The following is a 26,434-nucleotide window of genomic DNA, read 5'->3' on the forward strand; positions in this document are numbered from 1 at the left end:
CGATGGTACTGCAGGGGGGACCCTGTGGGAGAGTAGGACGCCGCCGAACAATTTTTCCGGGAAAGCCCCGTGCCTTGTGGCACGGGGCTTTTCTGCGTTCCGAACGTCTAGGGTCGGACCATGCGCTACGAACTGGTCATCTTCGACAACGATGGTGTGCTCGTCGACAGTGAGCCGCTCGCCAACACCGTCCTCTCCGGCTACCTCACCGAGCTCGGGCACCCCACCTCGTACGACGAGTCGCTCCGCGACTACATGGGGTCCGCCGTGCACCGGGTCCACGATCTCGTCGAGGAGCGGACCGGGCAGAAGCTGCCCGAGGACTTCGACTCCACGCTCAACACCCGTACGTTCGCCGCTTTCCAGCGGGAGCTCGTGGCCGTCGACGGGGCCGAGGAGCTGCTCGGGAAGCTCGTCGCGGACGGGGTGGACTACTGCGTCGCCTCCTCCGGTGGCCACGAGCGGATCCGGGTCGCGCACCGCAAGGCGGGGATCGACCAGTGGTTCGAGGAGGAGTGGATCTTCAGCTCGGAGGATGTCGGGCGGGGCAAGCCGGCGCCGGACCTGTTCCTGTACGCCGCCGAGCGGATGGGTGTCGCTCCGGAGAGGTGCGTCGTCATCGAGGACAGCCCGCTCGGGGTCGAGGCGGCCCGCGCCGCGGGGATGGACGTGTACGGGTTCACGTCGATGATGCCCGCGGACCGGCTCACCGGAGTGACCGGGCACTTCTCCGACATGGCTCAGCTTCCCGAACTGCTCGCCTGATCCCTCTACCCCTGCCTAGAGCCCGGCCCTACGCTCGCGGCCATGACGGAAGCGGGCTTGCGGCACGGCAGGGCCTCCCTGGGGTTGAGCTTCGGCGTTCAAGGGGTGGCCTTCGCCCTTCTGGTGACGCGCATCCCCGCTGTTCAGGACCAGTACGGGATCTCCGACGGGCTGCTGCCCGTCTTCCTCGCCGCTGTTCCGATCCTGGCGGGGGCCGGCAGCGTGGCCACCGGGAAGGCGGTCGCGCGGGTGCGGCCCGGTGTCGTCCTGCGGTGGTCCCAGCCCCTCGTGCTGCTCGCCCTGCTCGGGGTGGGCGCGGGGCGGGAGGTGTGGCACGTCGCCGTCGCGCTCGGCGTCTTCGGACTGGCCGTCGGGGCGCTGGACGCCTCGATGAACATGCTGGGCGTCAGCCTCCAACGGGCGTACGGGCGCAGCATCATGCTCGGGTTCCACGCCGCCTACAGCCTCGGCGGGATCGCGGGGGCGTCGCTGGCGTGGGCCGGGGCGCGGTGGGACCTGTCGTTGCTCGGGTCCTACCTGCCCGTCGTGGTGGTGCTGTTGCCCGCCGCGCTGGTCGGGAGCCGGTGGTACACGGAAGGGAAGGGGCCGGAGGAGAAGGACAAGGACAAGGAGAAGGGGCCCGGCCCCGTCGGTGCCGGCGGGGCCGTGTCGTTCCGGCTGCTGCTGCCGCTGTGCCTCGTCATGAGCTTCGCGTACATCGGGGACTCGACGGTCTCCAACTGGAGTGCCAAGTACCTCCAGGACGTGCTGGGCGCATCGGAGCAGCTCGCGACCGTTCCGTACAGCGTCTACATGGTGACGACCCTGCTGGGGCGGGCCGTGGGGGACCTCGGGGTGCGGCGGTTCGGGGCGGTCGCCGTGGTGCGGGGTGGGAGTCTGCTGGCGGCGGGCGGGTTCGCGGTCGTGGCGGTGGCGCCCGGGGCCTGGGTGGGGATGCTCGGGTTCACGATGCTCGGGTTCGGGCTCTGTGTGATCGTGCCGCAGACTTTCGCGGCGGCCGGGCGGATGTTCCCGGGGAACAGCGACGCGGCCGTGGCCCGGTTGAACATCTTCAACTATGTGGGTTTTCTGGTCGGTTCGCCGCTCGTGGGTGCTCTGGGGGATGCGTGGAGCTATCGCGGTGCCATGCTCGTACCGATGGTTCTGGTGCTGGCGACGCTCGTGCATGCCCGCGCGTTCGGGCCGGAGCCCGCCCGATACGGTGGCGGGCATGAGCGGCCGCACACAGCTGATGTGGGATGACGCAGTTACGGGATACGACTTCGGGGAGACGCACCCCATGGACCCGGTCCGGCTGGCCCTGACGATGGGGCTGGTGCGGGCGTTCGGGCTCGACGGGGCGGTGGATCTGCGGTCCGCGAAGCCCGTGGGGGACTCCACCCTGCGGCTCGTGCACCGGCAGGACTACGTGGCGGCGGTGCGCGCCGCCTCCGCGGATCCGCGGGCGGCCGACCAGGGTTACGGGCTCGGGACCGTGGACGATCCGGCGTTCGCCGGGATGCACGAGGCGTCCGCGCTGATCGCGGGGCTTTCGGTGGGCGCGGCCGAGGCCGTGTGGCGGGGTGAGTGCGAGCACGCGGTGAACTTCACCGGCGGGCTGCACCACGCCATGCCCGGTTCGGCCGCCGGGTTCTGCGTCTACAACGACCCCGCCCTCGCCATCGCCCGGCTGCTGGAGCTGGGCGCCGAGCGGGTCGCGTACGTCGATGTGGACGTCCACCACGGGGACGGGGTGCAGGCCGCGTTCTGGGAGGACCCGCGCGTCCTGACGATCTCGCTGCACGAGCATCCGAGGACCCTCTTTCCGCAGACCGGGTGGCCGGAGGAGACCGGGTCCGGGGCGGGGGAGGGTTCCGCGGTCAACGTGGCGCTGCCGGCCGGGACCGGGGACGCGGGGTGGCTGCGGGCCTTCCACGCGGTGGTGCCCGAGCTGCTGGCCGACTTCCGGCCCCAGGTGCTCGTCACCCAGCACGGGGCCGACACCCACTTCGAGGACCCGCTGGCCCACCTCGCGGTCTCCCTGGACGCGCAGCGGTCGGTCATGGAGTCATGCCACGAGCTGGCCCACCGGTACGCGGACGGCGGGCGCTGGGTGGCGCTCGGCGGCGGCGGGTACGCGGTGGTGGATGTGGTGCCCCGGTCGTGGACGCATCTCGTCGGGATCGCGGCGCACGCTCCCGTCGATCCGGAGTCGGTGGTGCCGCCGTCCTGGCGTGATCTTGTCTACGCCCGTACGCGGCAGTTGGGGCCGGGCAGGATGACGGACGGGCGTACGCCGTCCTGGAAGGGCTGGGAGGACGGGTACGACCCGGCGGACCGGCTGGACCAGGCGGTGCTGGCGTCCCGGAAGGCGGCGTTCCCGCTGCGGGGGCTGCTGACCTGAGGTCCGGGCGGTGCGGGGCATTGTGCCGTGCGTTACGCCAACGGGGGGGCGTAACGGGATTCCCGCCCGCCGGGCTCCGTGGTACGGCAGCATCCCAGGGGTGTTGAGCACCGGGGCGCTGCGCGCCCATCTGCTGGCGGCCCGGCTGGCCGGGCCCGTGGCCACGTCGCGCGAGACCAGTCTGCGCAGCTACCGGCTGTTCGCCGCCCGGGATCCGCGGGTGATGCTGGGGCTCGCGCCCGAGCGGGCCTGGGGCGAGGGCGAGCTGTTGCGGCTGATGGCGGACCGGTGCGGGGTCTCGGCGGATCCCGCGCATGTGAGCGGTCCCGACGCGATCGACCCGGAGCGGACGGTGGCCGCGCTGGACGCGTTCGCCGAGCGGTTGGCGCTGGTGGCGGAGCGTAGGGCTCCGGTGCTGCTGGGGACCGGTCATCCGCATCGGCTGCTCGGTTTCTACGCCGGGCTGGCAGACGCTCTGTCGGCGGCGGGCTGTCCTGTTCTCACCCCCGCGCAGGGGAGATGTGTCGACATAACGACCCGGTTCGGCGTACGCACGTACAGCATCGACTACGTACGGGGTGTCGCCCTGGTGCGCGAACCGGGGGGGCGGCCCACGGGGGGTGAGACCGGCGCGCACACGCATTCGCCGCTTCCGGTGCGGCTCGCGCTCCAGGACGCGGCGGAGCGGCTCGGGGTGCTGCCGGAGCTGGTGATCGGGGACCACGGCTGGGTCTGCGGTGCAGGTCAGCTGGGGATCGAGGCGATCGGGCCGGCGGACACGGATGATCCGGCGCTGTTCGTGGGGGAGGCCGAGGGGCGGGTGTCCGTCGTCGTTCCGCTCGACGACGGCGTACGGGCTCCGTTTTACCGGCCGTTGACGCGCTATGTGCTCAATCGGGCCCGTCTGTCACCGTAGGCCGGTGGCTGTCTCTCCTCTTCCCCACTCGCACCACGCGCCCCTAATCTGTGGAGTGAGCGCACAGCGACGAAGAGTCACCGGAGGGGAAGCCGGTGCGCGTCCGGTGCGGAAGGTACAGGTGGGTCATGGCTGCTGGCAGCGAGAGGCCTCTCAACGAGGTCAAGTTTCTGACCGTGGCGGAAGTCGCCTCGGTCATGCGAGTGTCGAAGATGACCGTGTACCGCTTGGTGCACAGTGGTCATCTGCCGGCGATCCGGGTGGGCAGGTCCTTCCGGGTGCCGGAGCAAGCGGTTCACACGTATCTCCGCGAGTCCTTTGTGGGGGTGGAATCAGCCTGAGGTTGCCTGCGGATTACGTCCCTCGGACGGTGGCGGGTAGGCTAGGCCGACGTAGGTCGTGTGGGCCCAGACGCCCCGCACCAGTGAAAATGAAGTGAGCGAGGGTAGTCGTGGGCTCTGTTATCAAGAAGCGGCGCAAGCGGATGGCCAAGAAGAAGCACCGCAAGCTGCTCAAGCGCACGCGCGTTCAGCGTCGCAACAAGAAGTAGGCGAACGCAGTTCGTGAGATCCGCAGCCCTTCCGCCGTTCCGGTGGAGGGGCTGCGGTGCGTTTCGGAGCACGGGGTCGTCACAGGGCGGCGTCCACCCGCTACGGTGACGGCCAGGGAAGTTACCGCGGGAAGCAGGGGAGCCGGGTCTTGGGCAAGGTCGTGCTCGTCACAGGAGCGGCCCGGCAGCTGGGGGGCCGCTTCGTCCGGCGCGTCCAGTGCGAGCCCGGGGTGGACCGGGTGATCGCCGTCGACGCGGTCGCGCCCGGCCATGAGCTGGGCGACGCGGAGTTCGTGCGCGCGGACATCCGGCAGTCCGCCCTGGCGCGGATCCTGGCCGAGCACGCCGTCGACACGGTCGTGCACCTGGACGTCTCCGGCAAGGCGCTCGGCGCCGGCGGCCGGACGGCGATCAAGGAGACCAATGTCATCGGCACCATGCAGCTGCTCGGCGCCTGTCAGAAGTCCCCGACGGTGCGGCGGCTCGTGGTGAAGTCCAGTACGAGCGTGTACGGGTCGGCGCCCCGCGATCCCGCCGTGTTCACCGAGACCACACCGCCCAAGTCGCTGCCCAGCGGCGGCTTCGCGAAGGACGCGGTGGAGGTCGAGGGGTACGTACGGGGCTTCGCCCGCCGTCGGCCGGATGTGGCGGTGTGCGTGCTGCGGTTCGCCAACATCCTGGGGCCCCGGCCGGACTCGCCGCTCGCGGATTATCTGTCGCTGCCCGTTCTGCCGACCGTCTTCGGCTACGACCCCCGGCTCCAGTTCGTGCACGAGGACGATGTGATCGACGTCCTGGGGATCGCGGCGGGCGAGCCCCGGCGCGGGACGCTGAACAGCGGCACGTTCAACATCGCCGGCGACGGGGTGCTGCTGCTGTCGCAGTGCTCGCGGCGGCTGGGGAAGCCGACGGTGCCGGTGCTGCTGCCCGCCGTCACTTGGGTCGGCTCGGCGCTCCGTACGATCGGCATGACGGACTTCTCGCCGGAACAGATCCGGCTGCTCACCCATGGCAGGGTGGTCTCGACGGTGCAGATGCGCGAGACCCTCGGTTTCCGGCCGAAGTTCACCACGGCGGAGACGTTCGCGGAGTTCGCGCGGAGCCGGGGCCCGGGGCTGCTGCCGCCGGAGGCGGTGGGCAGGGCGGTGGACCGGCTGGCGGCGTTGCCGCTGCCGGGAGGCGCCGGGCCGCGGGAGCGCGGGGCCGGTGCGGTACAGACGACTCACGGCGCCAGGTAGAGGAGCGCACCGACGATGGCGGACGCCAAGGTCATTCCGTTCGACGACGACCGTTCGCGGTCCGGTGGCGCGTCGCGTCCGGCGCGGCGCCGGACCGGGGCGGGCGGTCCCGGCGGCGGTCGGGGCGACGGTGCCTCGGCTCCGGTGAGCGCGCTGCCGGGGGCGCAGGCCCCCGAGGCCTCCGGGCTGCCCCCGGAGGCGGGGGAGGGGGGCCCGGAGCTCCGGGACGCGGTGGGCGTGGACGGTTCCTCCGGCGGCTGGGAGCGGCGGATCGCGGGCGGGCTCGCGTTCCTGCGGCGGCGGGTCACCGGTGAGTACGACGTCGACGAGTTCGGTTACGACGAGGAGCTCACCGACCAGGTCCTGATGTCGGTGCTGCGGCCGCTGGCGGACAAGTACTTCCGGGTCGAGGTGAAGGGCATCGAGAACATCCCGTCGGACGGCGGGGCGCTCATCGTGGCCAACCACTCCGGGACGCTGCCGCTGGACGGGCTGATGCTCCAGGTCGCGGTGCACGACAACCATCCGGCGGACCGGCATCTGCGGCTGCTCGCCGCCGATCTGGTCTTCCATCTGCCGGTCGTCAACGAGCTGGCGCGCAAGGCGGGGCACACGCTGGCCTGTGCGGAGGACGCGCAGCGGCTGCTGGAGATGGGCGAGATCGTCGGGGTGATGCCGGAGGGGTTCAAGGGCATCGGCAAGCCGTTCGGCGAGCGTTACAAGCTTCAGCGCTTCGGCCGGGGCGGGTTCGTGTCGACGGCGCTGCGGGCGGGGGCGCCGATCGTGCCGTGCTCGATCGTGGGCGCGGAGGAGATCTACCCGATGATCGGGAACGCGAAGACGCTGGCCCGGCTGCTGGGCTTCCCGTACTTCCCGATCACGCCGACGTTCCCGTGGCTGGGGCCGCTGGGCGCGCTGCCGCTGCCGACGAAGTGGACGATCCAGTTCGGTGAGCCGATTCCGACGGACGGGTATCCGCCGGAGGCGGCGGAGGACCCGATGCTGATGTTCAATCTGACGGACCAGGTGCGGGAGCAGATCCAGCACACGCTGTACAAGCTGTTGGTGCAGCGGCGGTCGGTGTTCTTCTGACCTGACCGGCTACGACGGAAGGGGGCCGGTACGCGGATCGCGTACCGGCCCCCTTCCGTCGTAGCCGCCCCTCTACGGCTTGAGGTTCTCGCCGTTGATGCCGAGGCCGGGGAGGAGCCCCGGGAGGAGCGGGGGCAGGGTGACGTCCGGGGCGGCGGGTGCGCTGGGCCGGCCTTCGGGGGAGGGCTCGGGCAGGCCGTCCGTCGGGAGTTCGTCCAGCAGGCCGTCCGTGCCGCCGCCCAGCAGTCCGTCCTCCGGGGTGGCGTCGGCGGATTCCGACGGGCCGGAGGGCTCGGGGGTGGTTCCGCCGTCGGTGCGGTACCCAGGCTTCTCGGGGGAGGCCGGGGGCGCGGGGGCATCGGTCCGGGACGAGCCGGTGCCCGGGGTGGCGGAGGTGTCGGAACGTCCGGAGCCCTTGTCCTCGCCCGGGGGGCGGGGGAGGAGGGACTGGAGCGGTGCGACCTCGTCCTCCATGGCGTCGAAGACGGAGCTGACCTCGTCGCGGACGTCGGTGAGCTGGACGGGCAGCCGGTCGCGGAGGCTGCTCCAGGCGTCGCGGTGCGAGCGGGAGAAGGTGTCCAGGGTCTGGATCGGGCCGATCGCTCCGTCGCGCTGGTAGGCGGAGTGGAGCAGACGGTGGCCCTCGGAGGCGTCGTGGGACATGCCGTTGAGCGCGCGTCTGACGGCGCCGAGGGATTCGTGGTCGAGGGTGCCGGACCGGCCGCGCTCCATGAGTCTGCGGGCCTCGCTGAGCCGGGTGGAGGCCTGGTCGAGGTAGACCTCGCCGCGGTCGGCGTCGCCCTTGGCCATGCCGAGGCTGATGTCCTCCATCCCGCGTTTCAGTCCGTAGAGCGAATCACCGGGGAGGGCGTCGGAGCTGGCGGCGGCCACGCCGCCGAACGCTCCCGCGGCCACGCCGACGGTGAGCCCGCCGGCGGTGAGCCCCTTCGCCCAGCGGGAGCGGGGTCGCAATTTCCGCAGTGGTGAGGCCCGGTGGGCCCCCTTGCCCCGTTGTACGGGCACCGTAGGGCCCGTGGACGCGCCGCCCTCGGCGAACATGGTCTCCATGGCCGCGACGAGCTGGGCTCGCTGCACCATTTTGACCTCGGGGTCCAACTGCGGCTTCGGTAGCTCACCGAGGCCGTTCGCCAGGGCCAACAGCGGTTCGCGGTCGGCCTGGTCGGCCGGTTCCGCGGGCTGTACGGCCGCCGCACCCTGGGGGGTCTGCTCCTCCAGGGCCTGGGCGAAGGCGTTCGCCCGCCGGTGTGCCGAAACGTTTGCGATCACTGGCGGCACCTCCTCTCGTCATGACGGTCGACTCCCCTGGCGGTCCGGAAGGTTGCGCACCTTGAGCGTTTCCACTCGATGGAGTGAGTGGTTACGGACAGGGGGCGACGACAGGGGGCCTGCAACCGGCACAACGAGGCGCTCGGCACTTGGGTTACGCACGAAAGATGATCGGACCAGTGCGTGACGGGACGGTCACGCAGAGGTCGATCAGCGGGCGTCGTCCGGCAGGAGTCGGGCGAGCGTCCGTACGGCTCGGTACTGGAGGGTCTTGATCGCGCCCTCGTTCTTGCCCATCACCCGGGCGGTCTCCGCGACCGAGAGGCCTTGGAGGAACCGCAGGGTCACGCACTCCTGCTGCTGGGGGTTGAGTCGCCGCACGGCCTGGAGCAGAGCGGCGTTGGAGAGGGACTCCAGGACGGAGTCCTCGGGGCTGCGCGCCACCTCGTTGGCGTCGAGCATTTCGCCGGTGGTCACTTCCAGTCGGAAACGACTGGATTTGAAGTGGTCGGCGACCAGGTTGCGAGCGATCGTGACCAGCCAGGCGCCGAAGTCGCGGCCCTGCCAGGTGAACGTGGAGATGCGGCGCAGCGCGCGGAGGAAGGTCTCGCTGGTGAGGTCCTCCGCGGTCGCCTTGCCGCCCACGCGGTAGTAGATGTACCGGTACACGGTGTCGCTGTACTGGTCGTACAGGCGGCCGAAGGCATCCGCCTCACCGGCCTGCGCGCGCTCGACGAGATCCATCATGCGCGCGCTGTCGCTGTCGGCGGTGGGACGGCGGACGGTCGACGGGGCCGGGGCGGCGCGGGTGCCGCGTCTTCCGACCGCCGCACTGCGTTCGGCCAGGGCATAGCAGGGGCCGGCAGGTGCAGGGGTGGCAAATGCGGGGACGGCGTACGCGGTGGGGACGAAGCCGCGCAAGCGGTCAATGACCGATGCACGCAGCGTAGCCAGGCCCGAGGCGTCAACCCCGACGTGTGGGTACACGGGACTCCCAGAGGCAGAGCTTCCATCACGAGCAGTTCGAAAAACGTCACTCGTGGTAGCGAGTGGCGGCTTCCGTGATGCGTCTGAGGAGAATAACGCTTCGTGCAGGCAGCGCTACACCCAGTTGTCTAAATCACCGGTTCCGTCGCTTCTGTTATCGCTAAGTGACGTATCAAGTAGCACTTGGTGACCGTTTACTGATCGGATTACTTCGTGATCTGTCTACGGGGGCGACGGGTTGTGGCCGGGCGCCGGCGATCGGGCTGGCCGGAGGGGGCGTCGCCCGCGTCGGCGGACGGACTCGCGATCGGGTCAGGCTCCGGGCGTGGCTGCGCCCCGTGACCGTTCGTGGCGGGCGGGCACGGGGCGCGGAGGGGGTGCGGCAGGGGCGCGGTCAGCGGCGGCGGCGGTGCAGGGCGACGGCGGCGACGGTGCCGCCCGCCAGCGCGCCGACGCCGGCGGCGGCCGGGATGCCGACCTTGGCCGCTTTGCGGCCGGTGCGGTAGTCGCGCAGCCGCCAGTCGCGGGCGCGGGCGTACTTGCGGAGTTTGGTGTCGGGGTTGATCGCGTAGGGGTGGCCGACCAGCGAGAGCATCGGGATGTCGTTGTGCGAGTCGCTGTAGGCGGCGCAGCGCTCCAGGTCCAGGCTCTCCGCGGCGGCCAGCGCGCGGACGGCCTCGGCCTTGGCGGGGCCGTGCAGGGGTTCGCCGACCAGGCGGCCGGTGTAGACGCCGTCGACCGATTCGGCGACGGTGCCGAGCGCGCCGGTCAGGCCGAGGCGGCGGGCGATGATGGTGGCGGTCTCCACGGGGGCGGCGGTGACGAGCCAGACCCTCTGTCCGGCGTCCAGGTGGGCCTGGGCCAGGGCCCGGGTGCCGGGCCAGATGCGGTCGGCCATGTACTCGTCGTAGATCTCCTCGCCGATCGACATCAGCTCGGAGACGCGGTGGCCCTTGACGATGGACAGGGCGCTGTCGCGGGCGTCCTGCATGTGTTCGGGGTCCTCGACGCCGGCCAGCCGGAACCAGGCCTGCTGCCAGGCGAACCGGGTGAGCTCGCGGCGTTCGAAGAACTTCCTCTTGTAGAGGCCGCGGCCGAAGTGGAAGATCGCGGCGCCCTGCATGACGGTGTTGTCGAGGTCGAAGAAGGCGGCGGCGCGGTCGTCCCCGGCGACGGGGAACGCGGGCTCCCCGGGCGGTGTCGCGTCCGCCTCTTCCGGGGCCTTGGTCAGGAGGGCGGACGTGTCGTCTGCGGCCGAGGTCTTGCGCGCGGCCTCGGCGGCGGCCTCGCCTGCCAGGACGCTCCGTGCGGTAGCGGAACGCCTACGGGGTGTGAGCCATCCAAGAGCGGCCATGCCGTGAGCATAGCCAGTCCGTCCGCGCCTGCCCGACCTGCCGCGATGCGTGGGCGTGAACGCTGCGGGTCGGAATGGTGAATCGGTCGATTCCGGGCGGGCCGGGGTGGTGGGACGCGGGCGCAGAATGAAGGCATGAGTGCTCTGCTGCGACGTAAGAGGAAGAAGCCCGCCGAGCGGGTGGTCACGCTGGTGGGGAAGCCCGGGTGTCATCTGTGCGAGGACGCGCGGGTGGTGGTGAGCGCGATCTGCGAGGAGACCGGTGCGTCGTGGGTGGAGAAGGACATCACCGAGGACGAGGAGCTGTACAAGGAGTACTGGGAGCAGATTCCCGTGGTGCTGATCGATGGCGAACAGCACACGTTCTGGCGTGTGGACCCGGCGAGGCTGCGCAAGGCGCTGGGTGCGGACGCGAAACCCGGTTAACATTGCGGGCGTTTTGAGTGGCCTCGGGGGCTTGGCTGTGAGGAGTGTGAACCGCTTTGCCCCCTTCGAGGCTGCAACGGGCCGATGCGGTCCCCGGTTCCGGGATCGCGCGGGGAATGCGCGTGACCCCGGTCACTTTGACCGGACAAAACGGACACCATCTTTGTGCACGCGTTCACAAAGACATAGCCTGCATTCGACGGGGCGGTCCTGGGACATACGGCCGCCTGCAGCCCCGCTCATCCCGCAGGAGCACCGTGGCAACTGGCCGAACTCACCGACCGGCGACCCGTAGCCGAGGAATTCCCGAGGCCACCGTCGCCCGACTTCCGTTGTATCTGCGCGCCCTGACCGCCCTCTCCGAGCGATCGGTCCCCACGGTCTCCTCCGAGGAGCTGGCCACGGCGGCCGGCGTCAACTCGGCGAAGCTGCGCAAGGACTTCAGCTACCTGGGGTCCTACGGCACCCGCGGTGTCGGGTACGACGTCGAGTATCTCGTCTACCAGATCTCGCGCGAGCTCGGGCTCACCCAGGACTGGCCGGTCGCCATCGTCGGCATCGGCAACCTCGGCGCGGCCCTCGCCAACTACGGCGGCTTCGCCTCCCGCGGCTTCCGGGTCGCGGCGCTGATCGACGCGGACCCCGCCATGGCCGGTACGCCGGTGGCCGGGATCGCCGTCCAGCACACGGACGACCTGGACCGGATCATCAGCGACAACGGTGTGTCCATCGGCGTGATCACCACCCCGCCCGGGGCGGCCCAGCAGGTCTGCGACCGGCTCGTCGCCGCCGGTGTGACCTCCATCCTGAACTTCGCGCCCACCGTGCTGTCGGTGCCCGAGGGCGTCGACGTACGCAAGGTCGACCTCTCCATCGAGCTCCAGATCCTCGCGTTCCACGAGCAGCGCAAGGCCGGCGAGGACACCGTCGCCGCCGAGGACGAGGGCGCGCCCCCGATGCGCGCCACGCCCGCCAGCCGGAAGGGACCTGACGGGGACATGCCCGCCGTGATGCCGGCATGAGCCTCCTCGTCGTCGGACTGAGCCACCGCAGCGCCCCCGTCTCCGTACTGGAGCGGGCCTCCCTCGCTGTCGAGACCCAGGCCAAGCTGCTCCAGGACACCCTCGCCGCGGAACCCGCGACCGAGGCGGCCGTGCTGGCCACCTGCAACCGCATCGAGCTGTACGCCGACGTGGACAAGTTCCACGCGGGCGTCGCCGAGCTGTCCACCCTGCTCGCCCAGCACAGCGGCGTCGGTCTCGAAGAGCTCACTCCCTATCTCTATGTGCACTACGAGGACCGGGCCGTCCACCACCTCTTCTCGGTGGCCTGCGGCCTCGACTCGATGGTCGTCGGCGAGGGACAGATCCTCGGCCAGATCAAGGACGCGCTCGCGCGCGGCCAGGAGCTGCACACCGCCGGACGGCTGCTGAACGACCTCTTCCAGCAGGCCCTGCGGGTCGGCAAGCGCGCCCACAGCGAGACCGGGATCGACCGGGCCGGGCAGTCGCTCGTCACCTTCGGGCTCCAGCAGCTCGCCGCCGGGGCCGACCCCGAGCGCTGGGCCGCGGGCAAGCGCGCCCTGGTCATCGGCGCCGGATCCATGTCCTCGCTGGCCGCCGCGACCCTCGCCCGCACCGGCGTCGCCGACATCGTCGTCGCCAACCGGACCCGCTCCCGCGCGGACCGCCTGGTGGAGATCCTCCAGCAGGGCGACGACACGGCGGTACGCGCCCGGGCCGTCGAGATGTCCGCGGTCGGTGACGAACTGACACGTGCCGACATCGTCGTCTCCTGCACCGGTTCCACGGGCCTCGTGCTCACCGCCGACGCCCTCGCCGACGCGCTGGGCGTGACCCTGGACGCCGCGCCCGAGCGGCCGACGGCCACCGTCACCCCGGCCCCGGCCGACGTCGACCAGCACGCCGCCTGGGTGGAGAACGGCTCCGCCGCCTCCGCCCCGGGGGCCGGCCGGGCGACCGCGCTGCGCCGCGTCACCGTGCCCGCACAGTCGGCCGGCCCGGTCCGGCTCGCCCTGCTCGACCTCGCCATGCCGCGGGACATCGACGGCGCCGCCCACCGCATCGACGGTGTGCGCCTCGTCGACATCGAGTCGCTCGCCGAGGCGTCCGCCGACGCCCCGATGGCCGCCGATGTGGACCGGGTCCGCACCATCGTCTCCGACGAGGTGGCCGCCTTCGGCGCCGCCCAGCGCGCCGCGCACGTCGCCCCGACCGTGGTCGCCCTGCGCACCATGGCCGCCGGCGTGGTCGCCGGCGAGATCGCCCGGCTGGACGGCCGCCTTCCCGACCTGGACGAGAAGCAGCGCGCCGAGATCACCCAGACCGTGCGCCGCGTCGTCGACAAACTCCTGCACGCGCCCACCGTGCGGGTCAAGCAGCTCGCCAGCGAGCCCGGCGGCGCCGGGTACGCGGACGCGCTGCGAGAACTCTTCGACCTCGACCCGCAGACGGTGGCCGCCGTCTCCCGGGCAGACCTGAACGACCCGAATAGAGGGCGGTCATGACCGACAACTCATCCCCGGGCGCGCGGAACCCCGCGCCGCTCCGGCTGGGCACCCGGCGCAGCAAGCTCGCCATGGCCCAGTCCGGACTCGTCGCCGAGGCGGTTCGCGAGGTGACCGGGCGCGCCGTCGAGCTCGTCGAGATCACCACGTACGGGGACACCTCCCGCGAGCACCTGGCGCAGATCGGCGGGACCGGCGTGTTCGTCGCGGCCCTGCGCGAGGCGCTGCTGCGGGGCGAGGTGGACTTCGCCGTCCACTCGCTCAAGGACCTGCCGACCAGCCAGCCCGACGACCTCGTGCTGGCGGCCGTGCCGCAGCGCGAGGACCCGCGCGACGCGATGGTCGCCCGGGACGGGCTGACCTTCGCGCAGCTGCCCGAGGGCGCCCGCATCGGCACCGGTTCGCCGCGCCGCATGGCGCAGCTCAACGCGTACGCCCGTTCCCACGGACTGCGGATCGAGACCGTCCCCATCCGGGGCAACGTCGACACGCGGATCGGGTTCGTGCGCGACGGGAAGCTCGACGCGGTGGTTCTCGCCGCCGCCGGGCTCAGCCGTCTCGGCCGGAGCGGTGAGGTGACCGAGTTCCTGCCGGTCGACACCGTCCTGCCCGCTCCCGGCCAGGGAGCACTGGCGATCGAGTGCGCCGCGTCCAGCGCCGACCTCGCCGCCGCGCTCGCCGAGCTCGACGACCCGTACACCCGGGCCGCCGTGACCGCCGAGCGTGCCCTGCTCGCCGCCCTGGAGGCCGGCTGCTCCGCACCTGTGGGTGCGCTGGCCGACCTCCTGGTCGACGGACAGGTTGTCAACGAACTGCGCCTGCGCGGAGTCGTCGGTACCACCGACGGTTCCTCGCTCGTACAGCTGTCCACCACCGGTCCCGTCCCCACGTCGCACGGCGACGCGGCGGCCCTCGGTCGCGAACTCGCGGCCGAGATGCTCGCCAAGGGTGCGGCCGGTCTTATGGGGGAGCGAGCACTTTGAGCCCCACCGGCCCCGCCGCATCCGACTTTCCGGCCCTGTCCGCCCAAGGGCAGGTCACCTTCCTCGGCGCCGGTCCCGGCGACCCGGGACTGCTGACCCTGCGCGCCGTCGAGGCGCTCGCGAGCGCGGACGTCCTTGTCGCCGAGCCCGATGTGCTCGACGTCGTCCGCAGCCATGCGCGGGCAGGCGTGAGCACGCCTGAGCTGACCGTCGTTGACACCTCGTCAACAACCGTCGGTGTACCCGTTCTCAGGGATGCGGCCAATCTTGTCATGGAGGCCGCGAAGGGCGGCAGGCGGGTGGTCCGTGCTGTCGCGGGCGACCCGGGCCTGGACGGGAACGCGGGGGCGGAAATGCTCGCCTGCGCCGCCGCCGGGGTGCCCTTCGAGGTCGTCCCGGGCGTGGCGAACGCCGTCGGCGTCTCCGCGTACGCCGGGGTGCCGCTGCGTGACGCGCAGGGTGCGGACGTCCGCTTCGTCGACGCCCGTACCGCCTCCGACCGGTGCTGGAACGAGGTCGGCGCGAGCGACGCGACCGCCGTCGTCTCCACCACGCTGGACTCGGTGGCCGCCGCCGCCGGTGAGCTGGTCTCCGCGGGCCGCAAGCCCGACACCCCGCTCACCGTGACGATCGCGGGCACCACCACCCGGCAGCGCACCTGGACGGCGACCCTCGGGACGATCGCCCAGGTCCTCAAGCAGGCCAAGGTGCTGCCCTCGCCCGAGGGCCACCGGCCGGTCATAGCCGTGGTCGGAGAGCGCAGCTCCGCCGCCCAGCGCGACCAGCTCGCGTGGTTCGAGTCCAAGCCGATGTTCGGCTGGAAGGTGCTCGTCCCGCGCACGAAGGAGCAGGCCGCGTCGCTCTCCGACCAGCTGCGTTCCTACGGCGCGGTGCCGCACGAGGTGCCGACGATCGCCGTCGAGCCGCCGCGTACGCCCCAGCAGATGGAGCGCGCGGTCAAGGGCTTGGTCACCGGGCGCTACGAGTGGATCGCCTTCACCAGCGTGAACGCCGTCAAGGCGGTCCGGGAGAAGTTCGAGGAGTACGGGCTCGACGCCCGTGCCTTCGCCGGCATCAAGGTCGCCGCCGTCGGCGAGCAGACCGCCGCGGCGCTGATCGACTTCGGCGTGAAGCCGGACCTGGTGCCGTCCGGCGAGCAGTCCGCCGCCGGGCTGCTGGAGGACTGGCCGCCCTACGACCCGGTCTTCGACCCGATCGACCGGGTGTTCCTGCCGCGTGCGGACATCGCCACCGAGACTCTGGTGGCCGGGCTCATCGAGCTGGGCTGGGAGGTCGACGACGTCACCGCGTACCGCACGGTCCGCGCCTCGCCGCCGCCGGCCGACACCCGTGAGGCGATCAAGGGCGGCGGCTTCGACGCGGTCCTGTTCACCTCGTCCTCGACGGTGCGCAACCTGGTCGGCATCGCGGGCAAGCCGCACAACGTGACCGTGATCGCGTGTATCGGCCCCGCCACCGCGAAGACCGCCGAGGAGCACGGCCTGCGGGTCGACGTGCTGTCGCCGGAGCCGTCGGTGCACAAGCTCGCCGAGGCGCTCGCCGCCTTCGGCGCGCAGCGCCGGGACGCGGCGAAGGAGGCCGGTGACCCGGTGACCCGGCCGAGCGAGCGGCGCCCGGGCGCGCGCAGGCGTCGGACGACGACGTAGGCGTACGCGTACGGGGGGTGAGCCCCCCCCGTACGAGTACGGGGGTGAGCGGGCCCGGTCGCTTCGGTGGCCGGGCCCGTCGGCGTCTTCGGGGTCGGTCGGCGGATCGGCGGCCGGGCCTGCCGGCGTCTTCGGGGTCGGTCGGCGGGTCGGTGGCCGGGGACTGTCTGCCGGCGGACTGTCTGCCGGCCTTTCCCGGCGCGGGTGTCGGTAAGACCTGACTGCGTACGGGTCTATCGTCGAAGGATGACTGCGTACGGAAACTTCCCCGGCTCCCGCCCCCGGCGGCTGCGGACGACCCCGGCGATGCGGCGCATGGTCGCCGAGACACGGCTCGACCCCGCGAACCTGATCCTGCCCGCGTTCGTGCGGGAGGGCATCGACGCCCCGGTCGCCATCTCGGCCATGCCCGGTGTGCACCAGCACACCCTGGACACCCTGCGGAAGGCGGCCGTCGAGGCGGTCTCGGCCGGGGTCTCGGGGATCATGCTCTTCGGTGTGCCGGAGGACGCGAAGAAGGACGCCCGGGGCACGGCGGGCACGGACCCGGACGGCATCCTCCAGCTCGGTCTGCGCGCGGTCCGCGAGGAGGTCGGTGACGAGCTCGTCATCATGTCGGACCTGTGCCTGGACGAGTACACCGATCACGGCCACTGCGGGGTCCTGACGGCCGACGGCCGGGTGGACAACGACGCGACCCTGGAGCGGTACGCGGAGATGGCCCAGGTCCAGGCGGACGCCGGGGCCCATGTGGTGGGCCCCAGCGGGATGATGGACGGCCAGGTCGGCGTGGTCCGCGACGCCCTGGACCAGACCGGGTACGAGGACGTGTCGATCCTCGCCTACACCGCGAAGTACAGCTCGGCCTTCTACGGCCCCTTCCGCGAGGCCGTCGGCTCCTCGCTCACCGGCGACCGCAAGACCTACCAGCAGGACCCGGCCAACGCCCGCGAGTCGCTGCGGGAGCTGGCGCTGGACCTGGAGGAGGGCGCGGACATGGTCATGGTGAAGCCGGCCGGGCCGTATCTGGACATCCTCGCCAAGGTCGCGGAGTCCGTGGACGTGCCGGTCGCGGCGTACCAGATCAGCGGCGAGTACGCGATGATCGAGGCCGCCGCCGAGCGGGGCTGGATCGACCGGGACAAGGCGATCCTGGAGAGCCTGACCGGGGTCCGGCGGGCCGGGGCGCAGATGATCCTCACCTACTGGGCGACCGAGGCCGCGCAGTGGCTGGGGCGGGACGCCCGGCGCTGAGCCGGTCTGGGTCTGCTCGCGCTGAGCCGGTCTGCTCGCGTTGAGCCGGTCCGGTCGGCGTTGAGCCGGTCCGGTCGGCGTTGAGCCGGTCCGGTCGGCCTGTTGGGGTTCACGGCCCACCCGCTCCGGTCTCCTGGAGCCGGTGGGCCTCCTCGATGGAGAAGCGGGCGCTGTCCCGTACGAGCGGGTCCTCGTCGGCTCGTGCGGTGGTGTCCAGAACCGTGGCGACGACCGGGTCCGCGGTGTAGGGCGCCAGCGACATCGCCGCGTACTGGCGGACCAGGTCCTCCTGCGGGTCCCGCAGTGCGGTGAGCAGGGCGCGGCCCGCTTCGTGGCGCAGGGCGGGATCGACCGGGGGCCACAGGCGCAGGACGGTGGCGCTCTCGACGCGGGCGAGGTCGTACTCGGCGGGGTCGGCGACGACCGAGACGAGGAACGGCAGCGCCTGGGCGTTGGCGTCCAGCTCGGTGATGATCTCGGGCTTGCGGTCGCTGGTGGCGGGCAGGGCGCGGAACTCGGCTATCAGGCGTTCCGCGGATGCCGTCGCTTCTGCCGCCGCTTCTGCCTCTGCCTCTGCCTCTGCCTCTGCCTCTGCCTCTGCCTCTGCCTCTGCCGTCGCTTTTGCCGTCGCCTCTGTGGTCGTGAGGTTCGTGTCGTTCATGGGGGTGGACACTTTCTGTCAGGGCCAGTCGACCAGTGCCATGAATGCTACGAAAGCGACCATCACGGTGGCGGGGGCGGTGAGGGCGAGGCCCACGCGCCGGGCGGCGTAGCGGAGCTGGTGGGGGGTGGCCCAGGCGGCGATCAGCACGATCAGGGCGACGATCAGACCGATCCACAGGACGGTCCACGCGATGGTCCAGCTGTCGTGGAAACCGTTGGCTGCCGCGCCATTGCAGGAGTCGCACGCCATCGGGCTGAGACCGCCGATGAACAGCGCCACGAGGCCCATCGGTAGTGACACGAGCGTGGAGATCAGGGGGGCGACCCACGCGCGGGGGGCAGGGGCGGGCGCGGGGTCGGTCACCGGGGTGCTGTCGCCGTCGTGGCTGTTCTCGCTCATGCGGCCGAGTCAACCTCGGGGGTCTCCCGGCCGCATGAGTACGAGGGCTCACTCCACGGTGGTCCGGTCGGCGCGGGCCTCCGCCCAGGCGTGGGCCTCCGCCAACTGCCTGTCCGTGAGGGCCGGCCGGACCTGGTCCGGGGGGTCCGGGTAGCGGAACGCGTAGTGCTCGCGGGCGGTCCTCAGCCCGATCGCGCGGGCCGCGTCGGTGAGGCGGGGGTCGTCGGCGACTTCCTGGGCGCGCCGCAGCCAGCTGTGGCTGCGCGGGTCGACGGCGTGGTGCCGGAGCGGCTGGGCGGGATCGGCCACTCCGATCAGGACCCGGTGCAGGACGTACGCGCGGACGCCGCGCTGTCCGATCAGCCGCTCGGCGACGAGCAGGCGGTGGGTGCCGTCGAGCCGGGCGCGGAGCAGCACCCAGGTCATCAACTGCCCGTTGTCGTCCGCGCCGGAGGTCACGAAGGTCCACAGCTCGGCGGCCTTCGCCTCGTCCGGTGTGCCGAGGTGGGTCAGCAGCCGGACCGGGGTCTTCCAGAGCGGCTTGGGCTTCGCCCACCAGGCGGTGAGGGCGGTGGCGGCCGGGTGGTCCAGGTCGAGCGCGAGGAAGGTCAGGGTGGTCAGGGGGTGAGCGCCAGCCGTGCCTCCAGTGCGGTGAACACCGCGGCGCTGGACAGCTCCACCGGATCGCGCAGCCGGTCGTGCAGTCAGTGCTACTCGGCGGCGGTCAGCGGGACGTCGTGGTGGCAGGCCCCCCGCTGAGCCGCGATCAATACCAGTAGCCCGCGAGCACCTCGTCGGCGTCGTGGTCGCCGGGATACGACGCGTCGTCCGGGCAGAGGTCCCAGCCCTCGGGCCACTGGTCGCGCAGACCGCCCGCGACCAGCACCGGAAGCAGCCCGACCCGCCGCCCGGCCGCCCGCAGGTACGGCCAGTCGCGCGGGGCCGCCGGGCCGTCCGCGTACCAGAGCAGCGGCTCGTGCCAGGGGCCGTCCAGCGTGGCGTCCACCAGGGTGCCGGGCGGGAGGTCCAGGCCGGAAGTGGCCAGGGAGGGGAGCGGGTTGGGGAGCGTCGCCATGGTGGGGAGCCTAGGCGGCGGCACTGACAATGTGCCGGGCGGTGGCACTGACGCACGACGATCTCTTCACCGCCACTGGGCGTCGCGCCGGGCCCGGGGGCCGAAAGCCGGTGCGGGGCGGGGGTGGCTGGATAATGATGTCGGGCATGAGTTTGTACGTCGATGATCCCGCCCGCCTCGGAACCACACTCCTCTCCGACGGGAGGGTGCTCGGCTGGGCCGAGTGGGGGCCGCAGGACGGGCTGCCCGTCCTGCTCTCGCCCGGGGCCGCGACCAGCCGGTGGCTCGGGATCGGCGCCGGGGCCGTGGAGAACGAGGGAGTCCGGCTGGTCTCGGTAGACCGCCCCGGGCTCGGCGTCTCCACGCCCGCGCCCGACCGGACCTTCGCGGACTTCGTGGACGACGTACGGGAGTTGACCGCGCTGCGCGGGCTGGGCCCGCTGCCGGCCATGCTCGGGAACTCGCAGGGCGCGCCCTTCGCACTCGCCTGCGCGGCGGCGGGTGTCGTCTCCGCGCTCACGCTCGTCTCGGCCGCCGACGAGGTCGCGGACCCCGGGTTCGCACCCGCCCTGCCCGACGATCTGCGGGGCCTGGTCGCGCGGGTAGCGGAGGACCCGGTCGGGGCGGAGAAGGTGTTCGCCGGGTTCGACGCGGACGCGATGCGGCGGATGGTTCTGGCCGGAAGTCCGGCGTGCGACCTGGCCGTGTACGAGGACCCCGGCTTCGCCGCCGCCTACGGCCGCGCCCTCGACGAGGCGTTCTCCCAGGGCGCGGCGGCCGGGTACGCCCGGGACACCGTGCTCGCCATGGGGCGTTGGCCCATCGATCTCGGCGCGATCACCGTCCCGGTCGAGGTCTGGTACGGCGAGGAGGACGCCTCCCACTCGCCCGACCTCGGCCGCCGGCTCGTCTCCCGTATCCCCGGGGCGCGGCGCACGGTCGTTCCGGGCGTCGGCGGGGCGCTGCTCTGGGCCACCGCCGAGCCGATCCTCGCGTCGCTGGCGGAGACCGTACGGCCGGACGAGCCGGTCGAGCGGGACTGGCGGGAGGAGCTGGTCCGGCGGGGGACCGTACGGGGGAGACGGCCGGGGACCGTACAGGGGGGCGGGCGCGGCTAGACCCGGCTCTGTCAGTGCCCGGGCATATCGTCGAGGCCCGTTGTGCGCGCCGCCCGGACGTCGTTCCCGTCGACCGGGCCGATCCGACAGGAGCCCCCGGTGAACAGGATCGTCACGTCCATCTCCCTCTCCCTCGACGGATTCTTCGAAGGGCCCGACCACGACATCGACTGGCACACCGTCGACGAGGAGGTGCACCAGCACTTCAACGACTACTTCCGGACGATGGGCGGCTTCGTCGAGGGGCGTGTCACCTACGAGCTGATGGAGGAGTTCTGGCCGACCGCCGATCAGGACCCGGCCAACGAAGGACCGATGGCCGAGTTCGCGGGGATCTGGCGGGACATGCCGAAGTTCGTCTTCTCGCGGACGCTGGAGAGCGTGGGGCCGAACGCGACCCTGCTGCACGAGGTCGACCCCGAGCAGGTGCGCGGTCTGCGGGACGCCGCCTCGGGGGACCTGGCGGTCGGCGGCGCGGATCTGCTGGAGTCGTTCCGGCGGGCCGATCTGATCGACGAGTACCGGATCTACGTCCACCCGGTCATCCTCGGCCGGGGCCGCCGCTTCTTCCGGGACGCGGAGGAGCGGCAGATGCTCCGGCTGGTGGAGACCCGGACCTTCGGGAACGGGGTCGCGATGCTCCGTTACGAGACGGTCCGGGCATGAGACTTACGGCGGTGCGGGGTCAGGCGGTGGCCGCGTAGGCGGCGAACGCCGACCAGGCGGTGGGCGCGACGGTGAAGGTCGGGCCCTCGATGTCCTTCGAGTCACGGACGTGGACGGCGGCGGGGTGGGCGGCGATCTCGACGCACTGCCCGCCTTCGTCGCTGCTGTGGCTCGACTTCTGCCAGTTGTAAGCGACTTCGAGGCATGCCCCGCCCTCGCTGCCGCTGTGGCTCGACTTCTGCCAGTTGTAAGCGACTTCGAGGCACGCGCCGCCTTCGTCGCCGCTGTAGCTCGACTTGAACCAGTTCAGTGCGGTGCTCATGTCTCTCCCAGTAAGCGTGCCAGCAGGCGCAGGGTCTCCACAGGGCTGAGCGCCTGGGCTCGCAGCATCGCATATTTCTGGGCGAGGATGCTGACCTCGTTCCGGTCGGAGATCAGCTGGCTGCCGCGCTGGGTTTCGGTGTACGCGACGTGCTGGTGGTCCGGGGTTTCCAGGAGGATGAAGGGGCCGTTGAGGCCCGCGTGGACCCTGCTGTCGAGCGGGAGCACCTGGAGGCAGACGCCGGGGAGTTGGGCCATCGCGTAGAGGTGGCGGAGCTGTTCCCGGTGCTCCTCGTCCGAGGTCAGCTTCATCATCAGGACCGGCTCCCAGATCACGATGCTGGTGGTCGGCGGCTTCTTCCGGTCCAGGATCTGCTGGCGTTGCAGCCGCGTCGCCGTCTGCGTCTCGATCTCCTCCGGGCTGTAGACCGGGATCTTGTTGCTGAACACAGCCTGCGCGTACGTCTTCGTCTGGAGGAGGCCCGGGATGACCTGGTTGTCGTACCAGGACAGCGCCAGCGCGTCCCCCTCCATGTCGATGTAGTCCTCGGCCCACAGCGGGATCAGGTCGACTTCCGGCATGTTGTCGACCGCCGTCGCCAGCGCGCCCTTGGTGTCCAGCAGATCGTCGATCGTCTCCGCCAGATCCGGGACGAGTGAGCGCCTGCCCTGCTCGACGGAGGCGATCGTGTCCTCCTGTACGCCTGCGGCCTGGGCGAGTTCGACCTGCGTCATGCCCGCCTCGGTGCGGAACCGGGCCAGCAGCTTGCCCACGAGCTTCATCGTCGACGCGTTCTTACGCTGTCGCTTTCTGGGGTGCATAGGGTTCCCACTCCCACCCCGTGACCCACTTCACGCATGCGCGACCCGTACAAGAAATTTGTACGGGTCGCGCAGGGTTACGGCGCGTCAGGCGCTGGCCTGCGGTACCTCTCGGGAGCTCAGAACATCAGGGCGTTCTCGACGTCCGACTGCCAGTAGGTGACGAAGCCCAGACCGTCCGTGGCGGTCTCCGCCGGGAGCTTCAGCGTGGACTCGCCCTTCGACTGGTTGTTCCTGTCGACCATGATCACGCCGACGTTGTCGCTCGGGACCGGCTCGTTCTGGCCGGGCTCTCCGAGCAGCGCGATGCCCGCGTACGCCTCCTCGCCGGGGGAGAGCGTGACGACCGCCTGCGGCTTGCTGTCGTCGAGGATCGGGTACACCGACTGCGCGCCGTCGAAGCGGAGGAACGGGGCGTAGTAGGCGGCGCAGTTGGTGGAGCCCGTGTTGGTCACCGTGAGCAGCAGGTGGTTGATCGGGCGGCTCACCGAGGAGACCTTGACCTTGGAGTTCGTGGGCGTGCAGGCCGGGATCGACGGTGCGGCCTTCTCGTTCGGCGCGGTCTCCGGCTTCTTGCCGTTGCCGTTGCCGCCCGCGTGCTTGCCCCCGGCGGGGACGGTCTGGGTGTCGGGCGTGCCGGCTTTGGGTGCGTCCGGCTGCGCCTTCTCGTCGGTGCCGCCGGTGCCGCCGGTGCCGCCGGTGCCGTTGGTGCTGCCGGTGTTCGTCGGTGCGGGCGTCGCCGTCTCGGCGGCGCCGGCTGCCTTCGTCCCCATGGCCTTGTCCTCGCCGCCACAGGCGGTGAGTGAGAGAGCGGCGACGAGGGCGGTGGCGGCGAGGGCGGTGGTGCGGATGCGGTTGGTGCGCATGGCGGTGGTACTCCCCGTGATCGGTTGACGTGGTGGTCCGGTTGAGCGGCCGGTCCGCGGTGGTGCTGTCCTGCTGTGGTCTGGTCCGAGCTTGTGGGACGGCGGATTCCGGCCGCAACGCCTGCCGAACCATTGGGGATGCTGGAACGTCTACGCGTACGGTGACCTGCGGGGATTCCGCGTCCCTGGAACGCCGTTCCGGGACGCACGAGGAAGGGGAACGCCGTCGTGGCGACGCCGGAGGCCGTGGAGTTCGCGGCTCTGCTGAAGGATCTGAAAGACCGTTCGGGGCGCAGCTACGGTGTGCTGGCGGGGAAGCTGCACGTCAGCACGTCGACGCTCCACCGGTACTGCAACGGGGACGCCGTGCCGAACGAGTTCGCCCCGGTGGAGCGGTTCGCGCGGGTATGCGGGGCGTCCGGCGACGAGTTGGTGGAGGTGCACCGGCGGTGGATCGTGGCGGACGCGGCCCGGCGGCGGCCTCCGGCGGGGACGGCACCGGGGACGGCACCGAGGACGGCTGAGCCTGCTTCCGCTCCCGCTTCCGCCCCTGCTCCTGCCCGTGCCCCTGCCTCTGCCCCTGCTCCTGTCCCTGTGCCTGTTGTTGTTCCCGAAGCCGTCGACGTCCCTGAGGCCGTCGAGCTGTCCGAGCCGTCCGTCGCGTCGGGGGGCTCCCGGTCCGGGGCGGGCTCCCGGTGGTCCCGGCTCTCCCGGCGTACGCGGGTGCTCATCGCCACCGCGGGGGTCGCCGCGCTCCTCGTCCCCACCACCGTCGTCGCCGCCGATCTCGTCGGGTCGGGGAAGAAGGACGGCGGGAGCGCCGCGGACCGGGTGGAGGACGCGGGCGGAGACCTCGGGCCCACGCCGGAAAGCTTCGCCTCGGCCACGTCCCGGCCCTCCGCGAGTCCGAGTTCGGCCAGTCCTTCGGCGAGCGCCTCCGCCTCCGCCGCGGGGTCGCCGTCCGTGAAGCCCTCGGCAGGATCAGGGCCGGGGCAGCCGGAGGGCGGCAAAGCCGGTGGTGGCAGCGGTACGGGCCTCGGTGCGCCGCCGGCCGTCAGCATCTCCTCGTACAACTGGGACGAACCCTGCGGCCAGCACTACCTCGTGAACCGGGGCCCCGACGAGCTGGACCCGCCGCCCGCGCCGCAGGACCGGCGCGGCTGGGCGGAGTCGTACGGCGGGGTCGACGCCGGGAGCATGCTGCTCCAGCTCACCGTGCAGGGGACCTCGCGGGAGGCGGTGGTCCTCAAGGGCATGCACGTGCGCGTCGTCTCCCGCAAGGCTCCGCTGCCCTGGTCGGCGTACCTGATGGGCAACGGCTGCGGCAGCGGGATCGCGCCCCAGACGTTCACCTCCCATCTCGACGCCGGGCACCCCACCCTCCGGCCGGTGCCGGGGAGGCAGGGGGACGTGGTGGTTCCGGCCGTGGACTTCCCGTACAAGGTGACGTCCGAGGACGTGGAGGTCTTCAACCTCGATATGAAGGCCGTCGGCTACGACGTCAGCTGGTACCTGGAGCTGGAGTGGAGCAGCGGCGGGAAGGAAGGGGTGGTACGGATCGACGACCACGGGAAGCTGTTCCGTACGAGTGGGATGAAGGGCCGGCCGGAGTACGTCTACGGCAACGCGGAGACCGGGTGGGAGCCCGCGACCTGACGCGCGTCCTGGTTCGCCCCGGCCCCGTTCCCGTCCAGCGGCCGAGGGGTACGTACGCCCCTCGGTCGCGGAAGGCCGATTCCGTCCGGATTCGTACAGGAGTACAGTCGCCGGGTCCTCGCGGTCCGTCCGGTTCCGGCCGGTCTGCCGCTCCAGCCCGCCTCCCCACCAGGTGACCCATGTCCGCGACCGCCGAAGCCTCCGACCCTCTGGCCCTGGACACGCGCACCTGCGAGGAGCGGTCCCTGCGGCTCAGACGCAGGCTGGAGCGGCTGATCGGCATCGCCGCCACCGAGGGGAACGCCCTCCTCCCGCTCCGTAACGGCGACGAGATCTTCGGCGCGATGCTCAAGGCCATCCGGGGCGCGGAGCACACCGTGGACCTGATGACGTTCGTCTACTGGCGCGGTGACATCGCTCTCCGGTTCGCCGAGGCGCTGGCCGAGCGGGCCCGGGCCGGGGTCCGGGTGCGGCTCATGCTCGACGGGTTCGGCTGCCGGCTCATCGAGAAGGAGCAGCTGGAGCTGATGGACCGGGCCGGGGTCACGGTGACCTGGTTCCGCAAGCCGCTGCACCTCTCGCCGATGAAGCAGAACCACCGCTGCCACCGCAAGGTCCTCGTCGTCGACGAGCGCACCGCGTTCACCGGGGGCGTCGGGATAGCCGAGGAATGGTGCGGCGACGCCCGCAACGAGCACGAGTGGCGCGACACCCACGTCAAGGTCACCGGCCCCGCCGTCGACGGCCTGGCCGCCGCGTTCGCGCAGAACTGGGCCGAGTGTCACGAGGAGCTCTTCGACGAGCGGGACCGGTTCGTCGTGAGCGAGCGCCACGGGGACGCCGTCGTCCAGGTCGTACGCGGCTCCGCCTCCTTCGGCTGGCAGGACATGCAGACCCTGATCCGGGTCGTCCTGGAGTCCGCCGAGGAACGTATTCGCCTCACCACCGCCTACTTCGCCCCCGACGCCTACTTCACCGGGCTCCTCTGCGACGCCGCCCGGCGCGGGGTGGAGGTCGAGATCCTGCTGCCAGGACCGCACACCGACAAGCGGGTCTGCCAGCTCGCCGGGCAGCGCTTCTACGAGGAGCTGACCGCCTGCGGCGTGAAGATCCACCAGTACCAGCCGACGATGCTGCACGCCAAGACCCTCACCGTGGACCGGATCGCCAGCCTCATCGGCTCCACCAACTTCAACCGGCGCTCGCTCGACCACGACGAGGAGGTCATGCTCGCCGTCCTCGACCGGGACTTCACCGCCACCCTCGACGGCCACTTCGACGAGGACCGGGAGAAGAGCGTGCTGATCGAGCGCGGACGGTGGAAGCGCCGCGACCTCCTCCAGCGGGCCCGGGAAGCAGCCGTGCTGCCCATCCGCCGCTTCCTCTGAGGCCCGGCC

At 71.6% G+C, this 26,434-nt stretch carries 26 protein-coding genes and 2 pseudogenes; 18 read left to right on the forward strand and 10 right to left on the reverse strand.

Annotation, left to right across the window (positions count from 1 at the left end):
- Positions 1-120 precede the first annotated feature (120 nt).
- The 8 genes from ACH4KB_RS25120 to ACH4KB_RS25155 all read left to right on the forward strand — a co-directional run bounded on the left by ACH4KB_RS25120 (position 121) and on the right by ACH4KB_RS25155 (position 6,965).
- On the forward strand, positions 121-765 hold the full coding sequence (locus ACH4KB_RS25120) for an HAD family hydrolase (protein ID WP_398068152.1): 645 nt from the start codon (positions 121-123) through the stop codon (positions 763-765).
- A 42-nt stretch (positions 766-807) separates the two neighbouring features.
- The gene (locus tag ACH4KB_RS25125; protein WP_398068153.1) at positions 808-2,028 is read left to right on the forward strand and encodes an MFS transporter; all 1,221 of its coding nucleotides are present in this window, start codon (positions 808-810) and stop codon (positions 2,026-2,028) included.
- Positions 1,997-3,169 carry an acetoin utilization protein AcuC gene (locus ACH4KB_RS25130; protein WP_398068154.1) on the forward strand — a complete coding sequence of 391 codons (1,173 nt, stop codon included), beginning with the start codon at positions 1,997-1,999 and terminating at the stop codon, positions 3,167-3,169. The genes ACH4KB_RS25125 and ACH4KB_RS25130 overlap by 32 nt, the downstream gene beginning before the upstream one ends.
- Before the next feature lie 100 nt (positions 3,170-3,269).
- Positions 3,270-4,085 (forward strand): phosphatase, encoded by an 816-nt coding sequence (locus tag ACH4KB_RS25135; protein WP_398068155.1) that lies wholly within the window; start codon positions 3,270-3,272, stop codon positions 4,083-4,085.
- A 128-nt stretch (positions 4,086-4,213) separates the two neighbouring features.
- On the forward strand, positions 4,214-4,426 hold the full coding sequence (locus tag ACH4KB_RS25140; RefSeq protein ID WP_215111323.1) for a helix-turn-helix domain-containing protein: 213 nt from the start codon (positions 4,214-4,216) through the stop codon (positions 4,424-4,426).
- Between the two features lie 110 nt (positions 4,427-4,536).
- Complete coding sequence (locus tag ACH4KB_RS25145; protein ID WP_003948845.1) at positions 4,537-4,635, forward strand: 30S ribosomal protein bS22; 99 nt, start codon at positions 4,537-4,539, stop codon at positions 4,633-4,635.
- Between the two features lie 149 nt (positions 4,636-4,784).
- Positions 4,785-5,873, forward strand: a complete 1,089-nt coding sequence (locus ACH4KB_RS25150) for an NAD-dependent epimerase/dehydratase family protein (RefSeq protein WP_398068156.1) — start codon at positions 4,785-4,787, stop codon at positions 5,871-5,873.
- A 15-nt stretch (positions 5,874-5,888) separates the two neighbouring features.
- The gene (locus tag ACH4KB_RS25155) at positions 5,889-6,965 is read left to right on the forward strand and encodes a lysophospholipid acyltransferase family protein (RefSeq protein WP_398068157.1); all 1,077 of its coding nucleotides are present in this window, start codon (positions 5,889-5,891) and stop codon (positions 6,963-6,965) included.
- A gap of 72 nt (positions 6,966-7,037) precedes the next feature.
- Here ACH4KB_RS25155 and ACH4KB_RS25160 read toward each other — a convergent pair whose 3' ends face one another.
- The 3 genes from ACH4KB_RS25160 to ACH4KB_RS25170 all read right to left on the reverse strand — a co-directional run bounded on the left by ACH4KB_RS25160 (position 7,038) and on the right by ACH4KB_RS25170 (position 10,593).
- Positions 7,038-8,252 carry a DUF5667 domain-containing protein gene (locus ACH4KB_RS25160; protein WP_398068158.1) on the reverse strand — a complete coding sequence of 405 codons (1,215 nt, stop codon included), beginning with the start codon at positions 8,250-8,252 and terminating at the stop codon, positions 7,038-7,040.
- Between the two features lie 210 nt (positions 8,253-8,462).
- The gene (locus ACH4KB_RS25165) at positions 8,463-9,239 is read right to left on the reverse strand and encodes an ECF subfamily RNA polymerase sigma factor, BldN family (protein WP_398068159.1); all 777 of its coding nucleotides are present in this window, start codon (positions 9,237-9,239) and stop codon (positions 8,463-8,465) included.
- A 394-nt stretch (positions 9,240-9,633) separates the two neighbouring features.
- On the reverse strand, positions 9,634-10,593 hold the full coding sequence (locus ACH4KB_RS25170) for an HAD family hydrolase (protein ID WP_398068160.1): 960 nt from the start codon (positions 10,591-10,593) through the stop codon (positions 9,634-9,636).
- Between the two features lie 135 nt (positions 10,594-10,728).
- Here ACH4KB_RS25170 and ACH4KB_RS25175 point away from each other — a divergent pair, with 135 nt between their 5' ends.
- From ACH4KB_RS25175 to hemB, 6 genes are all read left to right on the forward strand, one after another.
- Positions 10,729-11,019: a glutaredoxin family protein gene (locus tag ACH4KB_RS25175; protein ID WP_398068161.1), complete on the forward strand. Its 291-nt coding sequence runs from the start codon at positions 10,729-10,731 to the stop codon at positions 11,017-11,019.
- Positions 11,020-11,276: 257 nt separating this feature from the next.
- Complete coding sequence (locus tag ACH4KB_RS25180; RefSeq protein WP_398068162.1) at positions 11,277-12,041, forward strand: redox-sensing transcriptional repressor Rex; 765 nt, start codon at positions 11,277-11,279, stop codon at positions 12,039-12,041.
- On the forward strand, positions 12,038-13,546 hold the full coding sequence (locus ACH4KB_RS25185; RefSeq protein WP_398068163.1) for a glutamyl-tRNA reductase: 1,509 nt from the start codon (positions 12,038-12,040) through the stop codon (positions 13,544-13,546). Before ACH4KB_RS25180 ends, ACH4KB_RS25185 begins: the two co-directional genes overlap by 4 nt.
- Positions 13,543-14,529, forward strand: a complete 987-nt coding sequence (gene hemC, locus ACH4KB_RS25190) for a hydroxymethylbilane synthase (RefSeq protein ID WP_398068164.1) — start codon at positions 13,543-13,545, stop codon at positions 14,527-14,529. The genes ACH4KB_RS25185 and hemC overlap by 4 nt, the downstream gene beginning before the upstream one ends.
- Entirely contained in the window at positions 14,526-16,196 is a 1,671-nt protein-coding gene (locus tag ACH4KB_RS25195; protein ID WP_398068165.1) for a uroporphyrinogen-III synthase, read from the forward strand. The genes hemC and ACH4KB_RS25195 overlap by 4 nt, the downstream gene beginning before the upstream one ends.
- Positions 16,197-16,442: 246 nt before the next feature.
- On the forward strand, positions 16,443-17,450 hold the full coding sequence (gene hemB, locus ACH4KB_RS25200; protein ID WP_398068166.1) for a porphobilinogen synthase: 1,008 nt from the start codon (positions 16,443-16,445) through the stop codon (positions 17,448-17,450).
- Between the two features lie 109 nt (positions 17,451-17,559).
- Here hemB and ACH4KB_RS25205 read toward each other — a convergent pair whose 3' ends face one another.
- From ACH4KB_RS25205 to ACH4KB_RS25220, 4 genes and pseudogenes are all read right to left on the reverse strand, one after another.
- Complete coding sequence (locus tag ACH4KB_RS25205) at positions 17,560-18,111, reverse strand: hypothetical protein (protein WP_398068167.1); 552 nt, start codon at positions 18,109-18,111, stop codon at positions 17,560-17,562.
- Positions 18,112-18,129: 18 nt separating this feature from the next.
- Entirely contained in the window at positions 18,130-18,513 is a 384-nt protein-coding gene (locus ACH4KB_RS25210) for a hypothetical protein (protein WP_398068168.1), read from the reverse strand.
- Between the two features lie 48 nt (positions 18,514-18,561).
- Positions 18,562-19,167, reverse strand: a pseudogene (locus tag ACH4KB_RS25215) (hypothetical protein); the annotation flags it as partial.
- 118 nt (positions 19,168-19,285) lie between these two features.
- A pseudogene (locus ACH4KB_RS25220) lies at positions 19,286-19,588 on the reverse strand (hypothetical protein); the annotation flags it as partial.
- A 146-nt stretch (positions 19,589-19,734) separates the two neighbouring features.
- Here ACH4KB_RS25220 and ACH4KB_RS25225 point away from each other — a divergent pair.
- Together ACH4KB_RS25225 and ACH4KB_RS25230 are read left to right on the forward strand one after the other, a co-directional pair.
- Positions 19,735-20,706, forward strand: coding sequence for an alpha/beta fold hydrolase (locus ACH4KB_RS25225; protein ID WP_398068169.1), 972 nt, complete (start codon positions 19,735-19,737; stop codon positions 20,704-20,706).
- Positions 20,707-20,805: 99 nt separating this feature from the next.
- Positions 20,806-21,372: a dihydrofolate reductase family protein gene (locus tag ACH4KB_RS25230; RefSeq protein ID WP_398068170.1), complete on the forward strand. Its 567-nt coding sequence runs from the start codon at positions 20,806-20,808 to the stop codon at positions 21,370-21,372.
- Positions 21,373-21,391: 19 nt separating this feature from the next.
- Here the strand turns inward: ACH4KB_RS25230 and ACH4KB_RS25235 are convergent, their stop codons facing one another.
- The 3 genes from ACH4KB_RS25235 to ACH4KB_RS25245 all read right to left on the reverse strand — a co-directional run bounded on the left by ACH4KB_RS25235 (position 21,392) and on the right by ACH4KB_RS25245 (position 23,381).
- The gene (locus ACH4KB_RS25235) at positions 21,392-21,694 is read right to left on the reverse strand and encodes a DUF397 domain-containing protein (RefSeq protein ID WP_398068171.1); all 303 of its coding nucleotides are present in this window, start codon (positions 21,692-21,694) and stop codon (positions 21,392-21,394) included.
- Positions 21,691-22,476, reverse strand: a complete 786-nt coding sequence (locus tag ACH4KB_RS25240) for a Scr1 family TA system antitoxin-like transcriptional regulator (RefSeq protein WP_398068172.1) — start codon at positions 22,474-22,476, stop codon at positions 21,691-21,693. The genes ACH4KB_RS25235 and ACH4KB_RS25240 overlap by 4 nt, the downstream gene beginning before the upstream one ends.
- A gap of 158 nt (positions 22,477-22,634) precedes the next feature.
- Entirely contained in the window at positions 22,635-23,381 is a 747-nt protein-coding gene (locus ACH4KB_RS25245; RefSeq protein WP_398068173.1) for a DUF4232 domain-containing protein, read from the reverse strand.
- Positions 23,382-23,609: 228 nt separating this feature from the next.
- On the opposite strand from ACH4KB_RS25245, the gene ACH4KB_RS25250 reads away from it, so the two are divergent.
- Both ACH4KB_RS25250 and ACH4KB_RS25255 read left to right on the forward strand, forming a co-directional pair.
- A complete protein-coding gene (locus ACH4KB_RS25250) occupies positions 23,610-25,037 on the forward strand; it encodes a helix-turn-helix domain-containing protein (protein WP_398068174.1) in 1,428 nt (475 codons plus the stop codon).
- A 179-nt stretch (positions 25,038-25,216) separates the two neighbouring features.
- Positions 25,217-26,425 carry a phosphatidylserine/phosphatidylglycerophosphate/cardiolipin synthase family protein gene (locus tag ACH4KB_RS25255; protein ID WP_398068175.1) on the forward strand — a complete coding sequence of 403 codons (1,209 nt, stop codon included), beginning with the start codon at positions 25,217-25,219 and terminating at the stop codon, positions 26,423-26,425.
- Positions 26,426-26,434 lie beyond the last annotated feature (9 nt).

The organism is Streptomyces sp. NPDC017520 (assembly GCF_044329855.1).
In the GTDB taxonomy this organism is placed as follows: domain Bacteria; phylum Actinomycetota; class Actinomycetes; order Streptomycetales; family Streptomycetaceae; genus Streptomyces.